General features: G+C 43.2%; 17 protein-coding genes, 1 pseudogene and 1 riboswitch. Of the genes and pseudogenes, 8 read left to right on the top strand and 10 right to left on the bottom strand.

The genetic code is table 11. From position 1 onward, the window contains the following. Positions 1-55 precede the first annotated feature (55 nt). From CF394_RS15095 to CF394_RS15085, 4 genes and pseudogenes are all read left to right on the top strand, one after another. The gene (locus CF394_RS15095) at positions 56-1,288 is read left to right on the top strand and encodes an aminopeptidase (protein WP_094944745.1); all 1,233 of its coding nucleotides are present in this window, start codon (positions 56-58) and stop codon (positions 1,286-1,288) included. A 78-nt stretch (positions 1,289-1,366) separates the two neighbouring features. Further along, positions 1,367-1,504: a hypothetical protein gene (locus CF394_RS15870; protein WP_165767582.1), complete on the top strand. Its 138-nt coding sequence runs from the start codon at positions 1,367-1,369 to the stop codon at positions 1,502-1,504. A 239-nt stretch (positions 1,505-1,743) separates the two neighbouring features. After that, positions 1,744-2,750: pseudogene (gene mreBH / locus CF394_RS15090) on the top strand (rod-share determining protein MreBH). 54 nt (positions 2,751-2,804) lie between these two features. Beyond that, positions 2,805-3,368 (top strand): beta-class carbonic anhydrase, encoded by a 564-nt coding sequence (locus tag CF394_RS15085; RefSeq protein WP_094944743.1) that lies wholly within the window; start codon positions 2,805-2,807, stop codon positions 3,366-3,368. 15 nt (positions 3,369-3,383) lie between these two features. Here the strand turns inward: CF394_RS15085 and CF394_RS15080 are convergent, their stop codons facing one another. After that, positions 3,384-3,968, bottom strand: a complete 585-nt coding sequence (locus tag CF394_RS15080) for a GNAT family N-acetyltransferase (protein ID WP_243370931.1) — start codon at positions 3,966-3,968, stop codon at positions 3,384-3,386. 9 nt (positions 3,969-3,977) lie between these two features. Beyond that, positions 3,978-5,768, bottom strand: coding sequence for a M3 family oligoendopeptidase (locus CF394_RS15075; protein ID WP_094944739.1), 1,791 nt, complete (start codon positions 5,766-5,768; stop codon positions 3,978-3,980). 171 nt (positions 5,769-5,939) lie between these two features. Here CF394_RS15075 and CF394_RS15070 point away from each other — a divergent pair, with 171 nt between their 5' ends. Next, entirely contained in the window at positions 5,940-6,647 is a 708-nt protein-coding gene (locus CF394_RS15070) for a TspO-related membrane protein (protein WP_243370927.1), read from the top strand. A gap of 36 nt (positions 6,648-6,683) precedes the next feature. Here CF394_RS15070 and map read toward each other — a convergent pair whose 3' ends face one another. Both map and thiT read right to left on the bottom strand, forming a co-directional pair. After that, positions 6,684-7,436: a type I methionyl aminopeptidase gene (gene map, locus CF394_RS15065; RefSeq protein WP_094944735.1), complete on the bottom strand. Its 753-nt coding sequence runs from the start codon at positions 7,434-7,436 to the stop codon at positions 6,684-6,686. Between the two features lie 47 nt (positions 7,437-7,483). Beyond that, on the bottom strand, positions 7,484-8,065 hold the full coding sequence (gene thiT / locus CF394_RS15060) for an energy-coupled thiamine transporter ThiT (protein WP_094944733.1): 582 nt from the start codon (positions 8,063-8,065) through the stop codon (positions 7,484-7,486). Positions 8,066-8,149: 84 nt separating this feature from the next. Continuing rightward, positions 8,150-8,240: riboswitch (TPP riboswitch) on the bottom strand. 75 nt (positions 8,241-8,315) lie between these two features. Here thiT and CF394_RS15055 point away from each other — a divergent pair. Both CF394_RS15055 and yxzF read left to right on the top strand, forming a co-directional pair. Beyond that, on the top strand, positions 8,316-9,401 hold the full coding sequence (locus CF394_RS15055) for a M20 family metallopeptidase (protein WP_094944731.1): 1,086 nt from the start codon (positions 8,316-8,318) through the stop codon (positions 9,399-9,401). Between the two features lie 57 nt (positions 9,402-9,458). Further along, on the top strand, positions 9,459-9,563 hold the full coding sequence (gene yxzF / locus CF394_RS16390; RefSeq protein ID WP_243370924.1) for a small protein YxzF: 105 nt from the start codon (positions 9,459-9,461) through the stop codon (positions 9,561-9,563). A 38-nt stretch (positions 9,564-9,601) separates the two neighbouring features. On the opposite strand, the gene CF394_RS15050 is transcribed toward yxzF, so the two are convergent. The 4 genes from CF394_RS15050 to CF394_RS15035 all read right to left on the bottom strand — a co-directional run bounded on the left by CF394_RS15050 (position 9,602) and on the right by CF394_RS15035 (position 13,114). Beyond that, positions 9,602-10,477 carry an SGNH/GDSL hydrolase family protein gene (locus CF394_RS15050; RefSeq protein WP_094944730.1) on the bottom strand — a complete coding sequence of 292 codons (876 nt, stop codon included), beginning with the start codon at positions 10,475-10,477 and terminating at the stop codon, positions 9,602-9,604. 20 nt (positions 10,478-10,497) lie between these two features. Further along, positions 10,498-11,724 carry an aminopeptidase gene (locus CF394_RS15045; protein WP_094944728.1) on the bottom strand — a complete coding sequence of 409 codons (1,227 nt, stop codon included), beginning with the start codon at positions 11,722-11,724 and terminating at the stop codon, positions 10,498-10,500. Continuing rightward, positions 11,721-12,875 (bottom strand): DEAD/DEAH box helicase, encoded by a 1,155-nt coding sequence (locus CF394_RS15040; protein ID WP_094944726.1) that lies wholly within the window; start codon positions 12,873-12,875, stop codon positions 11,721-11,723. Before CF394_RS15040 ends, CF394_RS15045 begins: the two co-directional genes overlap by 4 nt. 77 nt (positions 12,876-12,952) lie before the next feature. After that, a complete protein-coding gene (locus tag CF394_RS15035) occupies positions 12,953-13,114 on the bottom strand; it encodes a Fur-regulated basic protein FbpA (protein WP_094944724.1) in 162 nt (53 codons plus the stop codon). 88 nt (positions 13,115-13,202) lie between these two features. Here CF394_RS15035 and CF394_RS15030 point away from each other — a divergent pair, with 88 nt between their 5' ends. Beyond that, entirely contained in the window at positions 13,203-13,970 is a 768-nt protein-coding gene (locus CF394_RS15030) for an HAD family hydrolase (RefSeq protein ID WP_094944722.1), read from the top strand. A 1-nt stretch (position 13,971) separates the two neighbouring features. On the opposite strand, the gene serA is transcribed toward CF394_RS15030, so the two are convergent. Both serA and CF394_RS15020 read right to left on the bottom strand, forming a co-directional pair. Continuing rightward, positions 13,972-15,555, bottom strand: coding sequence for a phosphoglycerate dehydrogenase (gene serA / locus CF394_RS15025; RefSeq protein ID WP_094944720.1), 1,584 nt, complete (start codon positions 15,553-15,555; stop codon positions 13,972-13,974). After that, complete coding sequence (locus CF394_RS15020; protein ID WP_094944719.1) at positions 15,548-16,714, bottom strand: pyridoxal-phosphate-dependent aminotransferase family protein; 1,167 nt, start codon at positions 16,712-16,714, stop codon at positions 15,548-15,550. Before CF394_RS15020 ends, serA begins: the two co-directional genes overlap by 8 nt. Between the last annotated feature and the right edge of the window lie 2 nt (positions 16,715-16,716).

The following is a 16,716-nucleotide window of genomic DNA, read 5'->3' as shown; positions in this document are numbered from 1 at the left end:
ACCTTCTCACTATTCCTGCTATTCTAAATAGGTAAAGACTAAAGGAGGAACTACTATGCCATCATTTCAAGAAAATCTAGACAACTACGCTAAATTAGCTGTAGAAATTGGAGTTAATATTCAACCAGGTCAATACTTATATGTAGCAGCATCTACGGACACACTAGAATTTACTCGCGCTGTAACAAAAAAAGCTTATGAAGCAGGGGCGAAACAAGTTTTCGTCGACATTACTGACGATCAATTGGCGCGTATTCGCTACGAGCACGCACCAGCAGATTCATTTGATTTCTTCCCTGAGTGGAAAGTGATGGAACGTGAACAATTAGCAGAAAAAGGCGCTGCTTTCATGAACATCGTCTCTCAAAGCCCTGACTTGCTGCAAGGCATCGATTCAACTCGTATTGCCACGTTCCAAAAAACCGCTGGTAAAGCCTTGTCGAAATACCGCCAGTATGTTCAGTCAGATAAGATCAGCTGGACAGTCATTGCGGCTCCGTCAGCAGGGTGGGCAGCAAAAGTATTCCCAGATGCTCCACAAGAAAAACAAATCGAAATGTTATGGGATGCTATTTTTAAAGCAGTACGCGCAGATCTTGCAGATCCTGTGAAAGCATGGGAAGATCACGACCATGTATTGCATGAAAAAGTACATTACTTAAACGACAAAAAATACGCAAGCTTACATTACACAGCTCCAGGAACTGATTTAACAATTGAGTTACCTAAAGGACATCTATGGGCAGGCGCGAGCAGTACGAATGAAAAAGGTGATAGCTTTATGGCTAACATGCCGACTGAAGAAGTGTTCACTGTACCACACAAAGATGGCGTAAATGGATATGTATCAAGCACTAAACCATTAAGTTATGGAGGCAACATCATCGAAAACTTCAAACTGACGTTTGAAAATGGACGCATTACGAAAGTAGAAGCAGAGCAAGGAGAAGACGTTTTGACAAAGCTAGTGGATACGGATGAAGGCTCGCACCGTTTAGGTGAAGTAGCTCTTGTCCCACATGACTCCCCTATCTCGAACTCAAATATCTTGTTCTACAATACATTATTTGATGAAAACGCATCGAATCACTTAGCAATTGGTTCTGCTTATGCTTTCTGTTTAGAAGGTGGCAAGACGATGTCTCAGGAAGAGCTAGCAAAACACGGCTTGAATGACAGTATCACACACGTCGATTTTATGATTGGGTCAGCTGATATGTCTATTGATGGAATTTTAGAAGACGGAACACGTGAGCCGATCTTCCGCGGTGGAAACTGGGCATTCTAACTGTTCACATTTGTGACCTACCTTTTTCGATGGAAATCATGTATACTACATGTAGAATGTCAGAAGAGGTGAAAAACCATGGGTATCTTTTTAGCAACGGTTTTTGGTTTTCTTACTGTCATGGGAATCGCTGGTTCAGTGATGATGTATTACTTCAATACAGCGATGAACTCTCATGACGCTGAGAAAATCGATCCACGTCCAGAGCATTACTAAAAGAGCTGAATTTTCAGCTCTTTTTTTGTTGTCATGACCTTACTTTTTGTTTACAGTTTGGTAACACCTCATTTTCAATCTTGTATATTCCCCCTCCCTTGTTCTCAAATTTCTTCCACTATCTCCAACTATTCTCCTGATTTTCCTTAAAACCTTTGTAACATACCAGATATTAACAAGTGCCAACCCTTATTCCTTCTTATATACTTAGTACGTCTTAGAAAGAGGAGGATGTCGCTATGTTTCAAAACATTCAAATTGGAATTGATTTAGGAACTGCCAATACATTAGTTTATTCAAACACAAAAGGAATCATCTTAAACGAACCTACAGTCGTTGCAATCGACAAAAATACAGGTCAAATCATCGCATTTGGTCACCAAGCGAAGAAAATGATCGGCAAGACGCCAAAGTCTATTGAAATCATTCGTCCCTTAAAAGAAGGCGTTATTGCTGATTTTGATCGTACAACAGAGTTATTGAAACTTATCATGCAACTAGCAAGCAAAAAACTAGGTACTGCTTTACGAAAGCCAACTGTAGCTATCTGTACACCTTCTGGAGCAACATCCGTTGAACGCCGTGCTATCGAAGATGCTGCGCGTCAGAGTGGTGCGAAAGAAGTCTATTTGATTGAGGAGCCAGTAGCGGCGGCAATAGGGTCTGATCTACCGGTCCATGAACCTGTTGCAAGTATGATTGTCGATATCGGTGGTGGGACTACTGAAGTGGGAATCATTTCATTTGGTGGTGTTGTAGCATCAAACACAACAAAAGCTGCTGGTGATAGTATGAACGAAGCTATCATCATGCATGTCCGCAAAGAGTACAATGTGTTGATCGGAGAACCTACGGCGGAAGAAATCAAACATGAGATTGGCCACGGTCTAGTACCACACGAAGTGGAACAGATTACGGTAACAGGACGAGACGTCGTGACCGGTCTTCCCAAGTCCGTAACGTTATCTTCTGTTGAAATCCAAGAAGTTCTTCGGGAATCTCTAGAAACGATTTTAGAACTATTCGTGCGACGCTCGAAGTCTGCCCACCAGAATTGTCTGGTGACATTGTAGATCACGGGGTCGTATTAACGGGTGGCGGCGCGTTACTGAAAAACATCAGCGAATGGTTGAGCACCGTTATTGATGTACCTGTACATCTGGCTCCAGAACCACTTCACGCTGTTGTTATCGGCACAGGTAAAACGGTCATGCCAAAATTTAAACGAGTTAAAGCAGCAAAATAATTCGCCAAACACTCTCTTCTTTTAGTAAACTGATTACTAGAAGGGAGTGTTTTTATGTCTAATTTACATGAAATTTTAGCGTATAATGAAAGCTTCGTTCGTAATAAAGAATACGAACCATTTGCTACTACAAAGTTTCCCGATAAGAAAATGGTCATTTTGTCTTGTATGGATACGCGTCTCGTAGAGCTGCTTCCCAAATCAATGAACATCCAAAACGGGGATGTAAAAATCGTTAAAAGTGCGGGAGCTATTATCAACCATCCGTTTGGTGGGATCATGCGAAGTTTGCTTGTTGCGGTTTATGCGTTTCAAGCAGAAGAAATCTTTGTCATTGGTCACCATGACTGCGGTATGGCTGCTATTGATCCAAATGCCTTGATCGCATCGATGATTGAACGTGGTGTAGATCCAAAGACTGTAGACACTCTTACGCATTCAGGGGTCGATGTGCATGAATGGTTAGAAGGATTTGATAACGTGGCGGATAGTGTTTTACATAGTGTGAACATGATTAAGAATCATCCACTTGTTTTATCTTCCATCAAGGTACACGGACTAATTATTGATCCAGCAACAGGTCGCCTGGACCTTGTTCACGACGGAACAAAAGACTAATAAAAAAGAGACTCGTCATTGTGACGAGTCTCTGTTTGTTTTACGGGCCATGTAGTCAGACTTGGTCTGTGCAAAGAGCAGATGGTCCATCCACTGGCCATTGATATACAATAATTGATTTAAATACCCTTCTTCATAAAACCCTGTTTTCCTCAATACATAAACAGAAGGTTCGTTATAAGGCGAGACGTAGGCTTCTAATCGGTTTAATTGCAGCTGGGTAAAGGCAAATTCTGCGACAAGCTCAATAGCTTCCTGCGCAAAGCCCTTCCCTATTTGCTGCTGATCTACCGCATACCCAATCATCCCGCTTAAAAAAGGCATACGCTTGATACTGTAGAGTGAAATCGTCCCTACAAGCTGAAAACTTTGCTTGTCATAAATTCCGAAACTATACTCTCTTTGTTCTTTCAGCAACTTGATCGATTCCCGGATTTTTTCCCTCTGCACAACTGTTGTGTAATAAGATTCTCGATGAATGGGTTCAAAACGTCCCCAGAATTCTTTGTTGTGCTTCACTACTTGCGCGAGTGCGGCTGCATCGGCCATTTGAAATGTCTTGCAAATACACCGTTTGCCTTCTAATCGAATCAAGTCCATTCCCCCTACTTACACGAGGCTTAAGAATTCCTCTACATCTTTATGGCAAAGAGCAATCCCTTTTGCCCAGAAATCTTTTTTCGTGATATCTTCATTTAAATGCTTTTTCGCTAAATCTTCAACTGACATGATAGCCGTGTCACGAAGAAGTGCAATATATTTCTCTTCAAATGCAGTTCCTTCCTCTTTTGCTTTCGCATAGATTGAAAGACTGAACAGGTATCCGAACGTGTAAGGGAAGTTATAGAATGGTACACCCGTGATATAGAAATGAAGTTTCGACGCCCAGAAATGTGGATGCGTATCGGCAAGGGCACCTCCAAAAGCTTCTTGTTGTGCTTCAGCCATCAATTCATTCAAGCGTGTACTTGAGACGACACCTTTTTTGCGTTCTTCATAGAAGCGAGTCTCAAATAAGAAACGAGCATGGATGTTCATAAAGAAAGCTACACTGCGCTGGATCTTATCTTCAAGTAATGCGGCTTTCTCATCTTGAGATGTGGCTTCTGCAACAGCTGCATCTGCTACAATCATCTCAGCAAAAGTAGAAGCGGTTTCTGCAACACCCATCGCATACTGACGGTTTAACCAATGTACAGGACGTAATGCGTACGAGTGGAATGCATGTCCTAGTTCATGAGCTAGAGTGGATACATTCGACATGGAGCCTGAGTACGTCATAAAGATTCGAGACTCCTGAGAAACCGGCATGCCTGTACAGAATCCACCAGGACGTTTGTTATCGCGGTCTTCTGCTTCAATCCAGCCATTTTCAAACGCATGACGAGAGAATGCTTCAAGTTCTGGACCAAACTTTTTAAAATGTTTCAAGATAAACTCAGCGCCTTCTTGATAGTCCATCGACTTTGCAGATTCTCCAATCGGAGCATCCATGTCATGCCAGTGAAGCTTTTCTGTACCAAGTAGTTCTGCTTTTTTGTTTAAGTAGCGAACAAATGGTTCTTTACCATCTGAAATTGCTCCCCACATTGCGTCTAATGTTTCTTCACTCATACGGTTGATTGAAAGTGGCTCATCTAATACTTCGTTCCAGCCACGCTTTTTATAAACTGCTAAACGGTAACCTGCTAAGTGGTTTAACGTTTTAGCAAAGAACTCTTCTTTCTCCGTGAACGCTTGCTCTAACGCATCTTTTGTTGCCTTACGAACTTCTGGATTTGCGTGGGAATATAAGTTGCTCGCTTGACCGATGGAGAGCTTCTTTTCTTCACCTTCTACATTTACTGTCACTTTCATATCAGCAATCAACAAATCATAAAGTTGTCCCCAGCCCTGGTACCCATCTACACCAAGTGCTGTGATTAGAGATTCTTCTTCTTGTGAAAGTTTTTTCTCGGCTTTTTCTTTCCATTCATTTAAAATAAATTCAAATTCCTGTAAGTCTTTTGACGCAAGTAGTTCGTTCCATACGCTATCTTCTGTCTGACTCCATTTTTGCTGAATCGTTAAAAGAATAGTGCTCAGACGAGCTCCTAGGCTACTAACTTGCCCTTGAAGTAATGCTGCCTTTTTGTCAGTAGTGTCTTGTGCTAAGAAACAACCGATTGTAGCGCCAGCTTCAGAAAGATTTGTAGCGATGTCTTTTAATTGCTCGATCGTCTCTCTCATAGCGGATGCTTGTGATACGGATTGTGGTGTCTGAATATCACTTACCACCCCTTCAAACGAAGCAATTTTCTGCTCCACGTTTTCCAGGTGCGCTGCTAGTTGTGGTGAATCAGAGCCTCCTGGAAAGAATGTGTCTAAATCCCATACGAGTGGATATGTAGTAGTTGTCATTAAGATTCCCCTTTCATTTCGTCTCCCTAAGTATATCATGATTGCTTGTAATTTTCTCATTATTTCCTACATTCAAACGAATTCACAAAGCCTTCAATTCTCAATTGAGGGAAAGACAGGTATACTAATACTAGTCATGAAGGAGGGGTACCTATTTTTCAATTATTAGTTATGGGGATCGCACTCATTGCAACTGTGGTCGTCAATGCCCTCGCAAATATTCTGCCGATCAATGGCCAGACGACTGGAGAAATCTCAAATCGATTACCTGTACTCTTCACACCGGCAGGTTACGTGTTTTCCATCTGGGGAGTCATTTATGTGTTGGCCGCGATTTGGATCATTTACCAGTATGTTCTAGTAAAGCGAGGAACACCTCCTGTTGCAAAACGCACGGTATTGTTTGTACTGAGCTCTTTGTTTAATATCGGTTGGATTTTGACTTGGCATTATGAATATTTTCTTTATACACTTGTCATGATGGTCGGTCTGGTTGTAGTTCTTGCATTACTCTATAGTTCTTATCCACGAAACGGATCAGACTGGAAAGAGCGAGGTCCTATTTCTGTCTATTTAGGTTGGGTATGTGTGGCTCTTGTAGCGAACATTTCATATGTACTCACGTATTATGAATGGGACGGTTGGGGGCTTTCGGACCAATTATGGACGGTTGGGGTGTTAACGTTCGCTACGGCGATTGCGCTCCATTTCCGCTACCATTATTATGACCGTATTATGCAGCTTGTGTTTGTCTGGGCGTTTGTAGGTATTGCAGTTCGTCTGGGTCTAGACGAGCTTCTAGTTTCAGCTGCCGCTTTATTTTTGAGCAGTGTGTTAGTAGCTGGCATCCTTTATCTGAATAAACCATTGCGTAGCTAAATAAAACCTCTCTGCAGCTGCAGAGAGGTTTTATTTTTAATCTTCTAATTGTGTTAAAATCAGAGGTTTGTCTTTAGTTACGACAATAGTATGTTCTACTTGTGCTACTAAAGAGCGGTCCGGTGTGACGAATGTCCAACCGTCTCCAAGTTCCATGATTGATTCTGCCTTCTGTGAAATGAACGGCTCAACAGCTAGAACCATCCCCTCTTTCAGAATCGTAGGCTCCCACGCATCATAATAGTTTAGGATATGCTGTGGTGCCTCATGAAGAGAGCGACCCACACCGTGTCCCGTCAAGTTCATGATCACGGTAAGACCATTGGATTTTGCCTCGCGCTCAACCGCTTTACCAATCTGGTTCAATTTGGCTCCCGCTTTTACTTTTAACATAGCACGATCAAATGCTTGTTGTGCTACATCAATCAATTTTTGCTTTTCTGCATCTGCTTCTCCAAGAACAAATGAAATTCCTGTATCTGCATAAAATCCATCACATTTACCAGAAACATCAATATTCACAAGGTCCCCTTCTTGTAAAATGCGACTCCCCGGAATACCGTGAGCGACTTCTTCGTTCACACTGATACATGTATGTCCTGGAAAATCGTATTCTGCAATTGGTGCCGAGACAGCGCCTTTTTCTTTAAAAAGCTTTGCACCGATCTCATCTAATTCTTTTGTGGTCATGCCTGGTTTGGCAGCTGCCTTCATCGTATCGCGAATTTCAGCGACGATGCGGCTTATTTTTTTTAACCCTTGTAGTTCTTCAGGTGTTTGTATAATCATTGCGTTCGAACCCTTTCTTTACTGACTATCTGCTATCATAGCATATTTTAGACAGATTGAGGGATTACAAGACGCGGTGCTTTGACAAACAAAAGAGTACAGATTACAGCTGCGAACAATAACACTAAACTCATGTATGTTGCATTATAGACTAAGGAATAAAGGATAACATTTTGATCTCCTGCAAACTCCCCGAAGAAAAAGATACCACTTAATACATGTACAAAATAGCGAAGTACTGCCCCGAGAATGGTCCCAAATAACACCGCTCGCATCATAGCCCCTTGCCGTCTCTCTTCATAAGCTCGAACAAACGCTGGGCGGAACAGGCCTGCAAATCCTGCAACCATGAAAGCAAGGAAATAATCCATAAATACTTGAATGATCACAATTTCAAAACTTAAAGGTGCAAAATACACATTCCCAGTAGCAAGTTGCAATAATCCGATCAATAACCCTGTTACAATTCCAGCAATTACGCCTCGACGAAAAGCAATCAAGATGATTGGAACGAGTACAAATGTGACGCTTCCACCTTGTGGCATCCCAAAGCCCACACGATCTAATACAAACCCTAATGCTGCAAGTAACGCAATCTCAATCATGATTACGACTTTTTGATTTCTCATAATTTCTCCATTTCCTGTTACCTTCTTGGCACGAATGGGTAAACAATAAAAAATGACCTCTGGACAGAGCCAGATGTCATGAACATCAGTTTCTATCCACATCCCTACGCAAGCATGAACTTCCAGGTTCTAAGGGTACTCTCTCAGCCGCAATGCGACGCCCCTTGTGGTAACATATTATGATTTGCTCTCATTCTACTTTATCAACTACAATTAATCAACTCTACAAATTTGAAAGGACGGATTCTCCATGATTGATTTGCTCCAAGATTTGATACGTATTCCTAGCGACACACAAGAAGGTGCCAATAAGGCCTTAGATTTTTCAGCACACTGGTTAGAAGAACAAGGTGTCAAAGTGACTGTGTTAGAGAATCAAGGATATAAAATGTTAGTTGCTGAAATCGGACAAGGCGATGAGACCTTGATCTGGAATGGTCATTTAGACATCGTCCCCGGGAAACCTGAACAATATGTACCTTATATAGAAGGAGACAAAATATTCGGCCGCGGTTCTGCAGATATGAAAGGTGGCTGCGCAGCCATGATGGCCGCATTCGCAGGAATTTGTAAACACCCTGATCGACTGACTAAGAAAGTACAGCTACATTTAGTGACCGATGAAGAGACAGGCGGTTCTAAGACGTCCAAGTATTTAGTCCAGCAAGGCTATACTGGAGATTTTGTTATATGTGGAGAACCGACATTTTTAAAGATTGGTTTACAAGCTAAAGGAATTTCTCAGTTCTTTATTACGTTTCACGGTAAAGGTGCACATGGTTCTCGCCCATGGGAAGGCGACAATGCCATCTTGCAATCACACCTTTTCCATCAATTGCTTCTAGAACAAGAATGGACAAAAGAAAGTACACAGTATTATGAGCACCCTTCAATCAATTTAGCACGCATCCAAGCTGGTGATCGGTTCAATATGGTTCCAGATACTTGTGAAGTAGGCTACGATATTCGTTTTGTACCAGGACAATCCGTGGAGTTTGTGGAACAACAACTGCAATCCATCTTGGATGAGCACTTCCCAAATGCAGAACTTAGAAGACGAGGAATCTCACCTGCCGTAACGACTTCGGACAAAGATCCCCGCATTCTGCAACTCCTCGATATTTTGAAAGAGGAGACGGAAATCATGGGACAGCACGGTTCTGCAGATACAAGACATTACGCAGTGACCGGAGCTGGCGCTATTGAATTCGGACCAGCTGGTGGCGATTGGCACGGCCCTGGAGAATTTGTTTCTATCGCTTCAATGGAACGCTACCGAGATATTCTGATGGAGTTTGCCTTCTATACTGGTGTGCCTGAAGTGGAAGAGGTTTAATAGAATTCGTTCTCGGGTAAACTATAGTACCATACGAATTACTTAGGAGAGATGAATATGCGCAAATCTAACTTATTGAAATCCGCTATTAAGTGGGCTCCGATTGTCTATCCAATCGTTAAAAAGTTTTTGAACTCACGTAAAACAACTAAACGTTACTAAAACAAAAACCGAGGCGAACTCCATTCGCCTCGGTTTTTTTAAATGTATGGAATTGGCTGTGCAAGTGCTAGATTTGGCTGCCCAGGTAAGCTGACCTGATCGTCACTCTCTGATTGTTGTTGCTCTTCTTGAGCTGCTTGAATCTCTTCAAACGACATAGGATTTGGTGCTGGCATCTCATATGGTTCTATAATGTAGCCTGGATTTAATTCCTGCAAAACACTATTCGCCATCTGTCTATAGCCCTCTTGTACAGGGTGGACATCGGCTGGGTTTGGTACGAATGCTTTTAAATCCGTATTCATACGTTCTGTGACGTCTACATAAGTAGCTCCGTACTTTCTAGCTGATTGTTCAAGAATTTGGTTTAAGCGGTCTAGTTGTTTGGAAGTCCCCTCTTTTTGAAAATCCGCTACATGTGGGTAAGCAAAGTAATAGCCTACGACTAAAACATTTGCTTGAGGAGCAAGCTCTTCTAACTTCTTTAACAATGTTTCCACAGAAATTCGGGCCTGATTGAGCGCGAAATCCACTTGTACTTGTTGAAACGCAAGTGTACCTTGCTCTGGATTCGCGTTCACAATCCGCAATAAGTCGTTAGCACCAGCAGAAACCGTAATTAAACTGGCTTGGCTGACTAGATTTTGTGCTTCTTCGGTTTCGATGGAGTTCAACACTTGTTCCGCTGTGAATCCTGGAAATGCCAACTCTTTTGAGAACAGAGCAAGTTGCCCGGATCTTGCAAGTTCTCCCGCTACCAGATCTGTATACCCCTGGTCAATTTCTCGGTAAGGCGTTTGACCAGCAGCCAGTGAATCTCCTAGGGCTACATAGACTTGCCGAGCTGCAGCTGAGGCGGGAAATACACTAGAGAGCGCAAACAAAATGAGTAGCGTCACTATCCATTTACTCATAGCCCGTCCCTCCTCTCGTATTAAGCCCAGTTCCCATTACGGAAAATGGCTTCTCTTGTTCCATCTTTGCGAATTCCATCAATCGACATATCGGATGTCCCTACCATGAAGTCTTCATGGACGATAGAGACGTTTGCTCCTTTTGCCAACAACTCATCTTCTGACAATCCTTTTCCACCTTGAATAGTAGTAGGATACGCTTCACCAAATGCAAAGTGGTTGGAAGCATTCTCATCAAATAATGTATTAAAGAAAATTGTATTGCTGTTGGATATCGGAGAATCAAAAGGTACTAAAGCGACTTCGCCTAAGTAACTAGCATTTTCATCAGTGGCAAGCAGTTCATCAAGCAATTCTTGTCCTTGAGTAGCGACTGCTTTGATGACTCGTCCTTCTTTAAAAGTTAAAGTAAAGCCGTCGATTCGGTTGCCTTGGTAGATAAACGGTTTGGAGTTACGGACCGTTCCATCTACACGTGTTCGATCGGGTAGCGTATAGACTTCTTCAGTCGGCATGTTTGCAATAAACGGGGTTCCCGAACTGTTGACACTGCTTCCACTCATCCAAATATGGTCCTTAGGCAATCCGACGACCAAATCTGTCCCTTCAGCCGTGTAATGAAGGGCTTCATAGTTGCGACTGTTGAGATACGCAGCGCGTTCGTTCAACTGATGAATATGCGCTTTCCACAAATCGACTGCATTTCCTGAACCAATGCGGACAACTTCAAAAATTTTATTCCAAAGAGCCTCTACTGCCTGCTCTTCTGTCATCTCAGGATACACTTTTTGTGCCCACTTTTTAGAAGGGACAGCAGCGATGCTCCATGTGATGTCATCATTCATGACTGCTTTTCTGTAACGTTTTAGTTTTTCAGAAGACGCTTTTTGGAAACGGCTAATCTTAGTTGGAAGTACCCCTTCTAAAAGATCAGGATCTTCTGCATCAATCCACAGAAGCGCTCCTTTACGGTCGATGATTTCATCCCGTTGTGCTGCAATCCAATTCGGAACATCATCAAACGACGCGTCTGGTGCTAAATCATAAAATGCACGTGTCATATCATTATCGTTCAATTGAACGTCTACATGCCCCGCCCCAGCTTGGTAGGCTTGCCTTACAACAAGTCGAGCAAACTCAAGTGCATCAGTAGTCGTCTGAATTTGTAAGTATTGATTCGGTTGGATATTCAATCCGACTTGAACGACAAGATCCGCATACTCGGTCAATTTTTCTTGAAATGTCATTTGCGTTTAGTTCCTTTCTCTACAGTCTTGCGTTTGGCAGGAACGAAATCTCCTTGACTCCAAGTTACCTCTGAAGGTTTGACTGACAATCCAGAAGTGAGCTTTTTAAATGCTTTTTCATCTTTAAATTCTAAGAAAGAGACAACCATTCCATCTCTCCCTGCGCGACCAGTTCGGCCAGAACGGTGTAGGTAATGTTCTTCCGTTTGAGGGACATCTACATGAATGACATGAGTAACATCTTGAATATCAAGCCCACGAGCAGCTACATCTGTAGTGATCAATAGTTTCACATTGCCTTTTTTCAAGTCATCTAATGCCCGTTTGCGATCTTCTTTTTTCATAGCACCATGTAGAGCGGCGATTGGCGCATCACGGAATAATAGTTTCTCTTCTTTCATCATTAACTGATCTAAACTATTGATGAATGCCAGCCCCTTCATTCCTGGGAGGTGGCTGATGCGTCGGAGCATATCCGTTTTATCGCGACGATCCACCTCCATATAGACGTGCTCGACGTTTCCTACAGATGGCAACTCTTCCGCTTCGACTTTAATCGTATGCGGTTCCTTCATCACGCGTTCTGCCACAAGTTCAATCTCTTCTGTAATCGTTGCAGAAAGAATGACCAATTGTTTTTCTACAGCGGCATCCATGATGGAACGCACTGTGCTTCTGTGTTCTCTACTTAGTAGTTGATCCGCTTCGTCTAACACGATATGACGAACCTCATGCATTTTCAGCTTGCGGTTTTTGACTAGCTCGTTCAAGCGACCTGGTGTTCCCACTACAATAGTCGGTTTCTTTTTCAGTTTGTCTACTTGACGTTGCATATTGGCGCCACCAATTAGTTGCGCTGTAGAAATCGCAGTACCCGCGGTCCACTTGCGAAGTACTTCAATGATTTGAATACCAAGCTCTTGTGACGGTACCATAATGACTGCTTGCGTATGCGGCTTCTTCCCGTCTACTAATTGCAGTAACGGCAACACGTAAGCTAATGTTTTCCCTGTACCTGTCGGAGATTCAGCTACGATGTCTGCACCGTCTAAAAACAGGGGAATCATCTTAGTCTGTATTGGCATTTCACTTTGAAAATTTTCTTTTGTCCATTTTTCTTGCCAAACGGCATCTAATTGTTGAATTGTCATACTTACACCTCATCTTTTCTTCCCTATAGTTTACCACGAGGCAACAAAAAAAGCCCTCTTAGCAGAGGACTTTGTGTCTAAGCAGTTTCTTGAGTCGTAGTATAAATTTTAACAAGTTCATAAAAGGACAATTCAAATAGTTGGCGGCCGTCTACTTTATAGATCCCTTGGTCGATTAATCGTTGTAACAATTCATCACGACGCAGCTCGGTCATAGAGTTTTTCTTGATGTGGTTCACGATGGAACACTCCTTTAAAAATAAATGCTCTTTTCTTTACCACTCTTTCCTGTAAAATAAACACAAATCCAAAAAGGTTGGTGGGAATGTGAAAAAAGCCCTTATATTTGATTTAGACGACACGCTTCTTTGGGATGCGAAGAGTGTCGAGACCGCACTACATTTAACATGTGAAGCCGTTGGAAAGGATCATTCCGAAGCCCTCTATAACGCCATACGAGAAGAAGCTCCGAAACTTTATAAAAGCTATTCTTTCTATGCGTTCACTCAACAAATTGGCATCAACCCATTTGAAGGTCTCTGGGGCACGTTCGATGACGGAACATTCGACTTTCCTGCCATGGAGCAGGAGATAGCGGAGTACCAGGAAAAAGCCTGGCAAAACGCTTTATTCAAAATTGGACTTACCGATGAACAGTTGGCCTTTACCTTATCAAGCCAATTTAGAACCATCAGAAAAAACCATCCCTTCGTCTACGAAGAGACATTTGACGTCTTAAAAGAAGTGGCAAAAGACTATAAAATCGGATTGCTCACAAATGGTGCGCCTAGTCTCCAGAATACGAAACTAGGCCTCACTCCTGAGCTGGCAACTTATGTAGACGCCATCGTGATTTCAGGAGAAGTTGGAGTCGGGAAACCTGACACAGCACCTTTCATAGAAATCTTGAAAAAACTAGATTGTACACCAGCTCAAGCCATGATGATCGGGGATAATTTGCAGACGGACATTCGAGGAGCCAACGCTCTTAAAATCGATAGCGTTTGGATCAATCACCACGGAACAGTTGCTCCCGGTGATGTTCACCCCACATACACGATTCATCGCCTTTCTGAGCTATTAAATATCCTGTAATCTACAATTCAATCGCAATAACGTCTTGAATGTCTGCAAGTGTCGTGAGTTTCTTCACACTTGCAGGCTTTACATGTTTATCTACGGTCAACATCATGATTGCCGCTCCGCCTTTTTCAGCTCGCCCTACTTGCATGGAAGCGATATTGATCCGCTCTTCAGCCAACGACATCCCTACGCGGCCAATAGCCCCAGGCTGATCAAGGTGCTGAATAAAGAGCAGATGCGCTTCAAGCGGCACATCCACAACAAAGTCATCCACTCGAACAATCCGTGCACCTAATCCATTGACTAACGTTCCTGCAACTTTATGTGTTCCGTTTTCCGCAACCACTTCTACCGTAAGAAGACTTGTGAACCCTTTTGACTGCGATGTCTTTTGTTCTATGATGGTGATACCTAGACGATCCGCAAACAGCTTCGCATTCACTTCGTTGACGGATTCTCCTAAGCGACTTCTTAAAAATCCTTTGACGACATTGCGTGTCAGGGGAGATACATCAAAGTCTTGAAGTTCTCCAGAATAGGTCACGCGGAGTTCTTGAACGATTCCTTGTGAGACATCTTGGATGAAAGATCCGAGCTTTTCACCCAACATCAAATACGGCTCTACCTTTTGAAGAACTTCCTTAGGAACTGCAGAAAGGTTGACTGGATTTTTCACGGCTTGTCCCGTAAAGTAACGCACTACGTCATCACAGACATCCACGGCCACAATCTCCTGAGCTTCTACGGTACTCGCACCAAGATGTGGAGTGGCAATCACTTGTGGAAGGTTCAATAGTTTGTGATCAACGAAAGGCTCTACTTCAAAGACGTCCAGAGCCGCGCCAGCTACTTTCCCTTGTTGTAGCGCTTCGTATAAAGCGTCTTCATCGATGATACCGCCTCTCGCACAGTTGATGATGTAAACGCCTTGTTTCATAAGTGAAAAAGCCTGAGCATTCAGTAAATGCTTCGTCTCTTTTAACAGAGGTGTATGCACGGTGACAAAATCAGCAGCTCGTACGACCTCTTCAACGGTGCCTTTTTTGACACCCATCTTCTCTGCTTTCTCTTCCGATAGGAATGGATCATAGGCAATGACCTGCATGCGCTGGCCTTTAGCCCGCTGTGCCACCTCTGCCCCTATACGCCCAAGACCTATCACACCAAGAGTCTTCCCTTTTAATTCAATTCCAATAAACGATTTACGGTCCCAGTTGCCATTTTTTAAAGACATGTAGGCTTGTGGAATATTACGAGCCAGTGCCATCAACATGGCCATCGTATGCTCAGCGGCAGAGTTGGTATTCCCGTCTGGTGCATTGACGACTAAAATTCCTTGTTCTGTAGCTGCTTTCAAGTCAATATTGTCTACTCCCACACCTGCTCGACCAATGATCTGGAGCTTATCAGCTGCCTGTAGTAAAGCTGCATCCACTTGTGTTTGACTACGGACGAGAAGTGCATCATATTGACCGATTCTATCAAACAATTCGTCTTTTGAAAGATTCGTCAACACATCTAGTTGAAATTGAGGGTTGTTCCGGATGGGTTCTAGGCCCTCTTCACTTAGTGGATCACATACGAGTACTTTAAACATGTACACCAGTTCCTTTCTTTAAAAAGACTTGTTGAGCAGCGACAGTACCAGCACCTGGAGAGAACGTGTGCCCCAGATCCATCAGAACGATTTCAAGAGCAGTGAGAACAGTTAACACATCAGTAGCTGTGCAATATCCCATGTGACCTATACGAAGGACTGTGTCTTTTTGATGGCCTTGCCCCGCAGCAATTCGAATGCCAAACTGCTCTTTTAACGCTTTTCGGACTTGTTTTGCTTCTACCGTTGGAACAGTGAACGCTGTAACTGTCGGTGAAGCCACGGCATCTGTTGCCAAAAGGTTTAAGTTCATGGCCTCTAGACCTCGTCTAGTCATCTCCCGCATCAATCGGTGACGATCATAGACCCCTTCAATCGTTTCTTCAGCCAGAAGCTGCACTACTTCCTGTAAGCCGAAAAGAAGTGAAGTCGCTGGAGTGAAAGGAGTCGAAAATTCTTTTGAAGCCTTGTCATACTTCAGTAAATCGAGGTAAAACCTCGGTCGAGGGTTCGCTTCCATTTTCGCCCGAGCTCGCTCACTGAAAGCAACGAACATCAGACCTCCAGGAAGCATTAGAGCCTTTTGTGACCCTGTGACAACGATATCGAGTCCCCAGTCATCCAACTTCGTTTCGACGCCACCTAAACATGAAACGGCATCGACTATTACTAGAGCATCTGAATACTTATGGACGACACTTGAGAGCTTTTCAATGGGATTCAAGACACCTGTAGACGTTTCACAGTAGGTCAGAAATACAGCTGTGACATCCGAATGCTCGAGAAGCGATTTTTTCAGACGGTCCGCATTTACAGCTTCTCCCCACTGCTCTTCTAACACGACAACATCTATTTCATAACTTTTGCAGATTGAGACAAATCGTTCTCCAAAAGCGCCTGTCACACAGACGATGACTTTCTCACCAGGAGCAACTGTATTGATAACTGCCGCTTCAAGCCCAGACGTGCCACTTCCAGCCACAATGGAAACTTGTTGAGTCGTTCCAAATAACTGTTGGAGTCCCGGCCCGACTTGTTTCAACAAATCGCTCGTTTCCGGATCACGGTGCCCTATCATTGGCTGTTGCATAGCAAGTTGCACACGAGGAGGAACCGGTGTCGGTCCTGGTATACGTAGTATCATTTGTTCCGTTAACATGA

Origin of the sequence: Tetzosporium hominis, assembly GCF_002265435.1 — a bacterium.
Lineage (GTDB): Bacteria > Bacillota > Bacilli > Bacillales_A > Planococcaceae > Chryseomicrobium > Chryseomicrobium hominis.
This window is presented reverse-complemented; position numbering and strand designations above follow the sequence as displayed.

Bases quoted from the DNA above. Each gene is read 5' to 3' on its own strand.
- CF394_RS15095 (WP_094944745.1), top strand. From the start codon at position 56: ATGCCATCATTTCAAGAAAATCTAGACAACTACGCTAAATTAGCTGTA.
- CF394_RS15870 (WP_165767582.1), top strand. From the start codon at position 1,367: ATGGGTATCTTTTTAGCAACGGTTTTTGGTTTTCTTACTGTCATGGGA.
- CF394_RS15085 (WP_094944743.1), top strand. From the start codon at position 2,805: ATGTCTAATTTACATGAAATTTTAGCGTATAATGAAAGCTTCGTTCGT.
- CF394_RS15080 (WP_243370931.1), bottom strand. From the start codon at position 3,968: ATGGACTTGATTCGATTAGAAGGCAAACGGTGTATTTGCAAGACATTT.
- CF394_RS15075 (WP_094944739.1), bottom strand. From the start codon at position 5,768: ATGACAACTACTACATATCCACTCGTATGGGATTTAGACACATTCTTT.
- CF394_RS15070 (WP_243370927.1), top strand. From the start codon at position 5,940: ATGGGGATCGCACTCATTGCAACTGTGGTCGTCAATGCCCTCGCAAAT.
- map (WP_094944735.1), bottom strand. From the start codon at position 7,436: ATGATTATACAAACACCTGAAGAACTACAAGGGTTAAAAAAAATAAGC.
- thiT (WP_094944733.1), bottom strand. From the start codon at position 8,065: ATGAGAAATCAAAAAGTCGTAATCATGATTGAGATTGCGTTACTTGCA.
- CF394_RS15055 (WP_094944731.1), top strand. From the start codon at position 8,316: ATGATTGATTTGCTCCAAGATTTGATACGTATTCCTAGCGACACACAA.
- yxzF (WP_243370924.1), top strand. From the start codon at position 9,459: ATGCGCAAATCTAACTTATTGAAATCCGCTATTAAGTGGGCTCCGATT.
- CF394_RS15050 (WP_094944730.1), bottom strand. From the start codon at position 10,477: ATGAGTAAATGGATAGTGACGCTACTCATTTTGTTTGCGCTCTCTAGT.
- CF394_RS15045 (WP_094944728.1), bottom strand. From the start codon at position 11,724: ATGACATTTCAAGAAAAATTGACCGAGTATGCGGATCTTGTCGTTCAA.
- CF394_RS15040 (WP_094944726.1), bottom strand. From the start codon at position 12,875: ATGACAATTCAACAATTAGATGCCGTTTGGCAAGAAAAATGGACAAAA.
- serA (WP_094944720.1), bottom strand. From the start codon at position 15,555: ATGTTTAAAGTACTCGTATGTGATCCACTAAGTGAAGAGGGCCTAGAA.
- CF394_RS15020 (WP_094944719.1), bottom strand. From the start codon at position 16,714: ATGTTAACGGAACAAATGATACTACGTATACCAGGACCGACACCGGTT.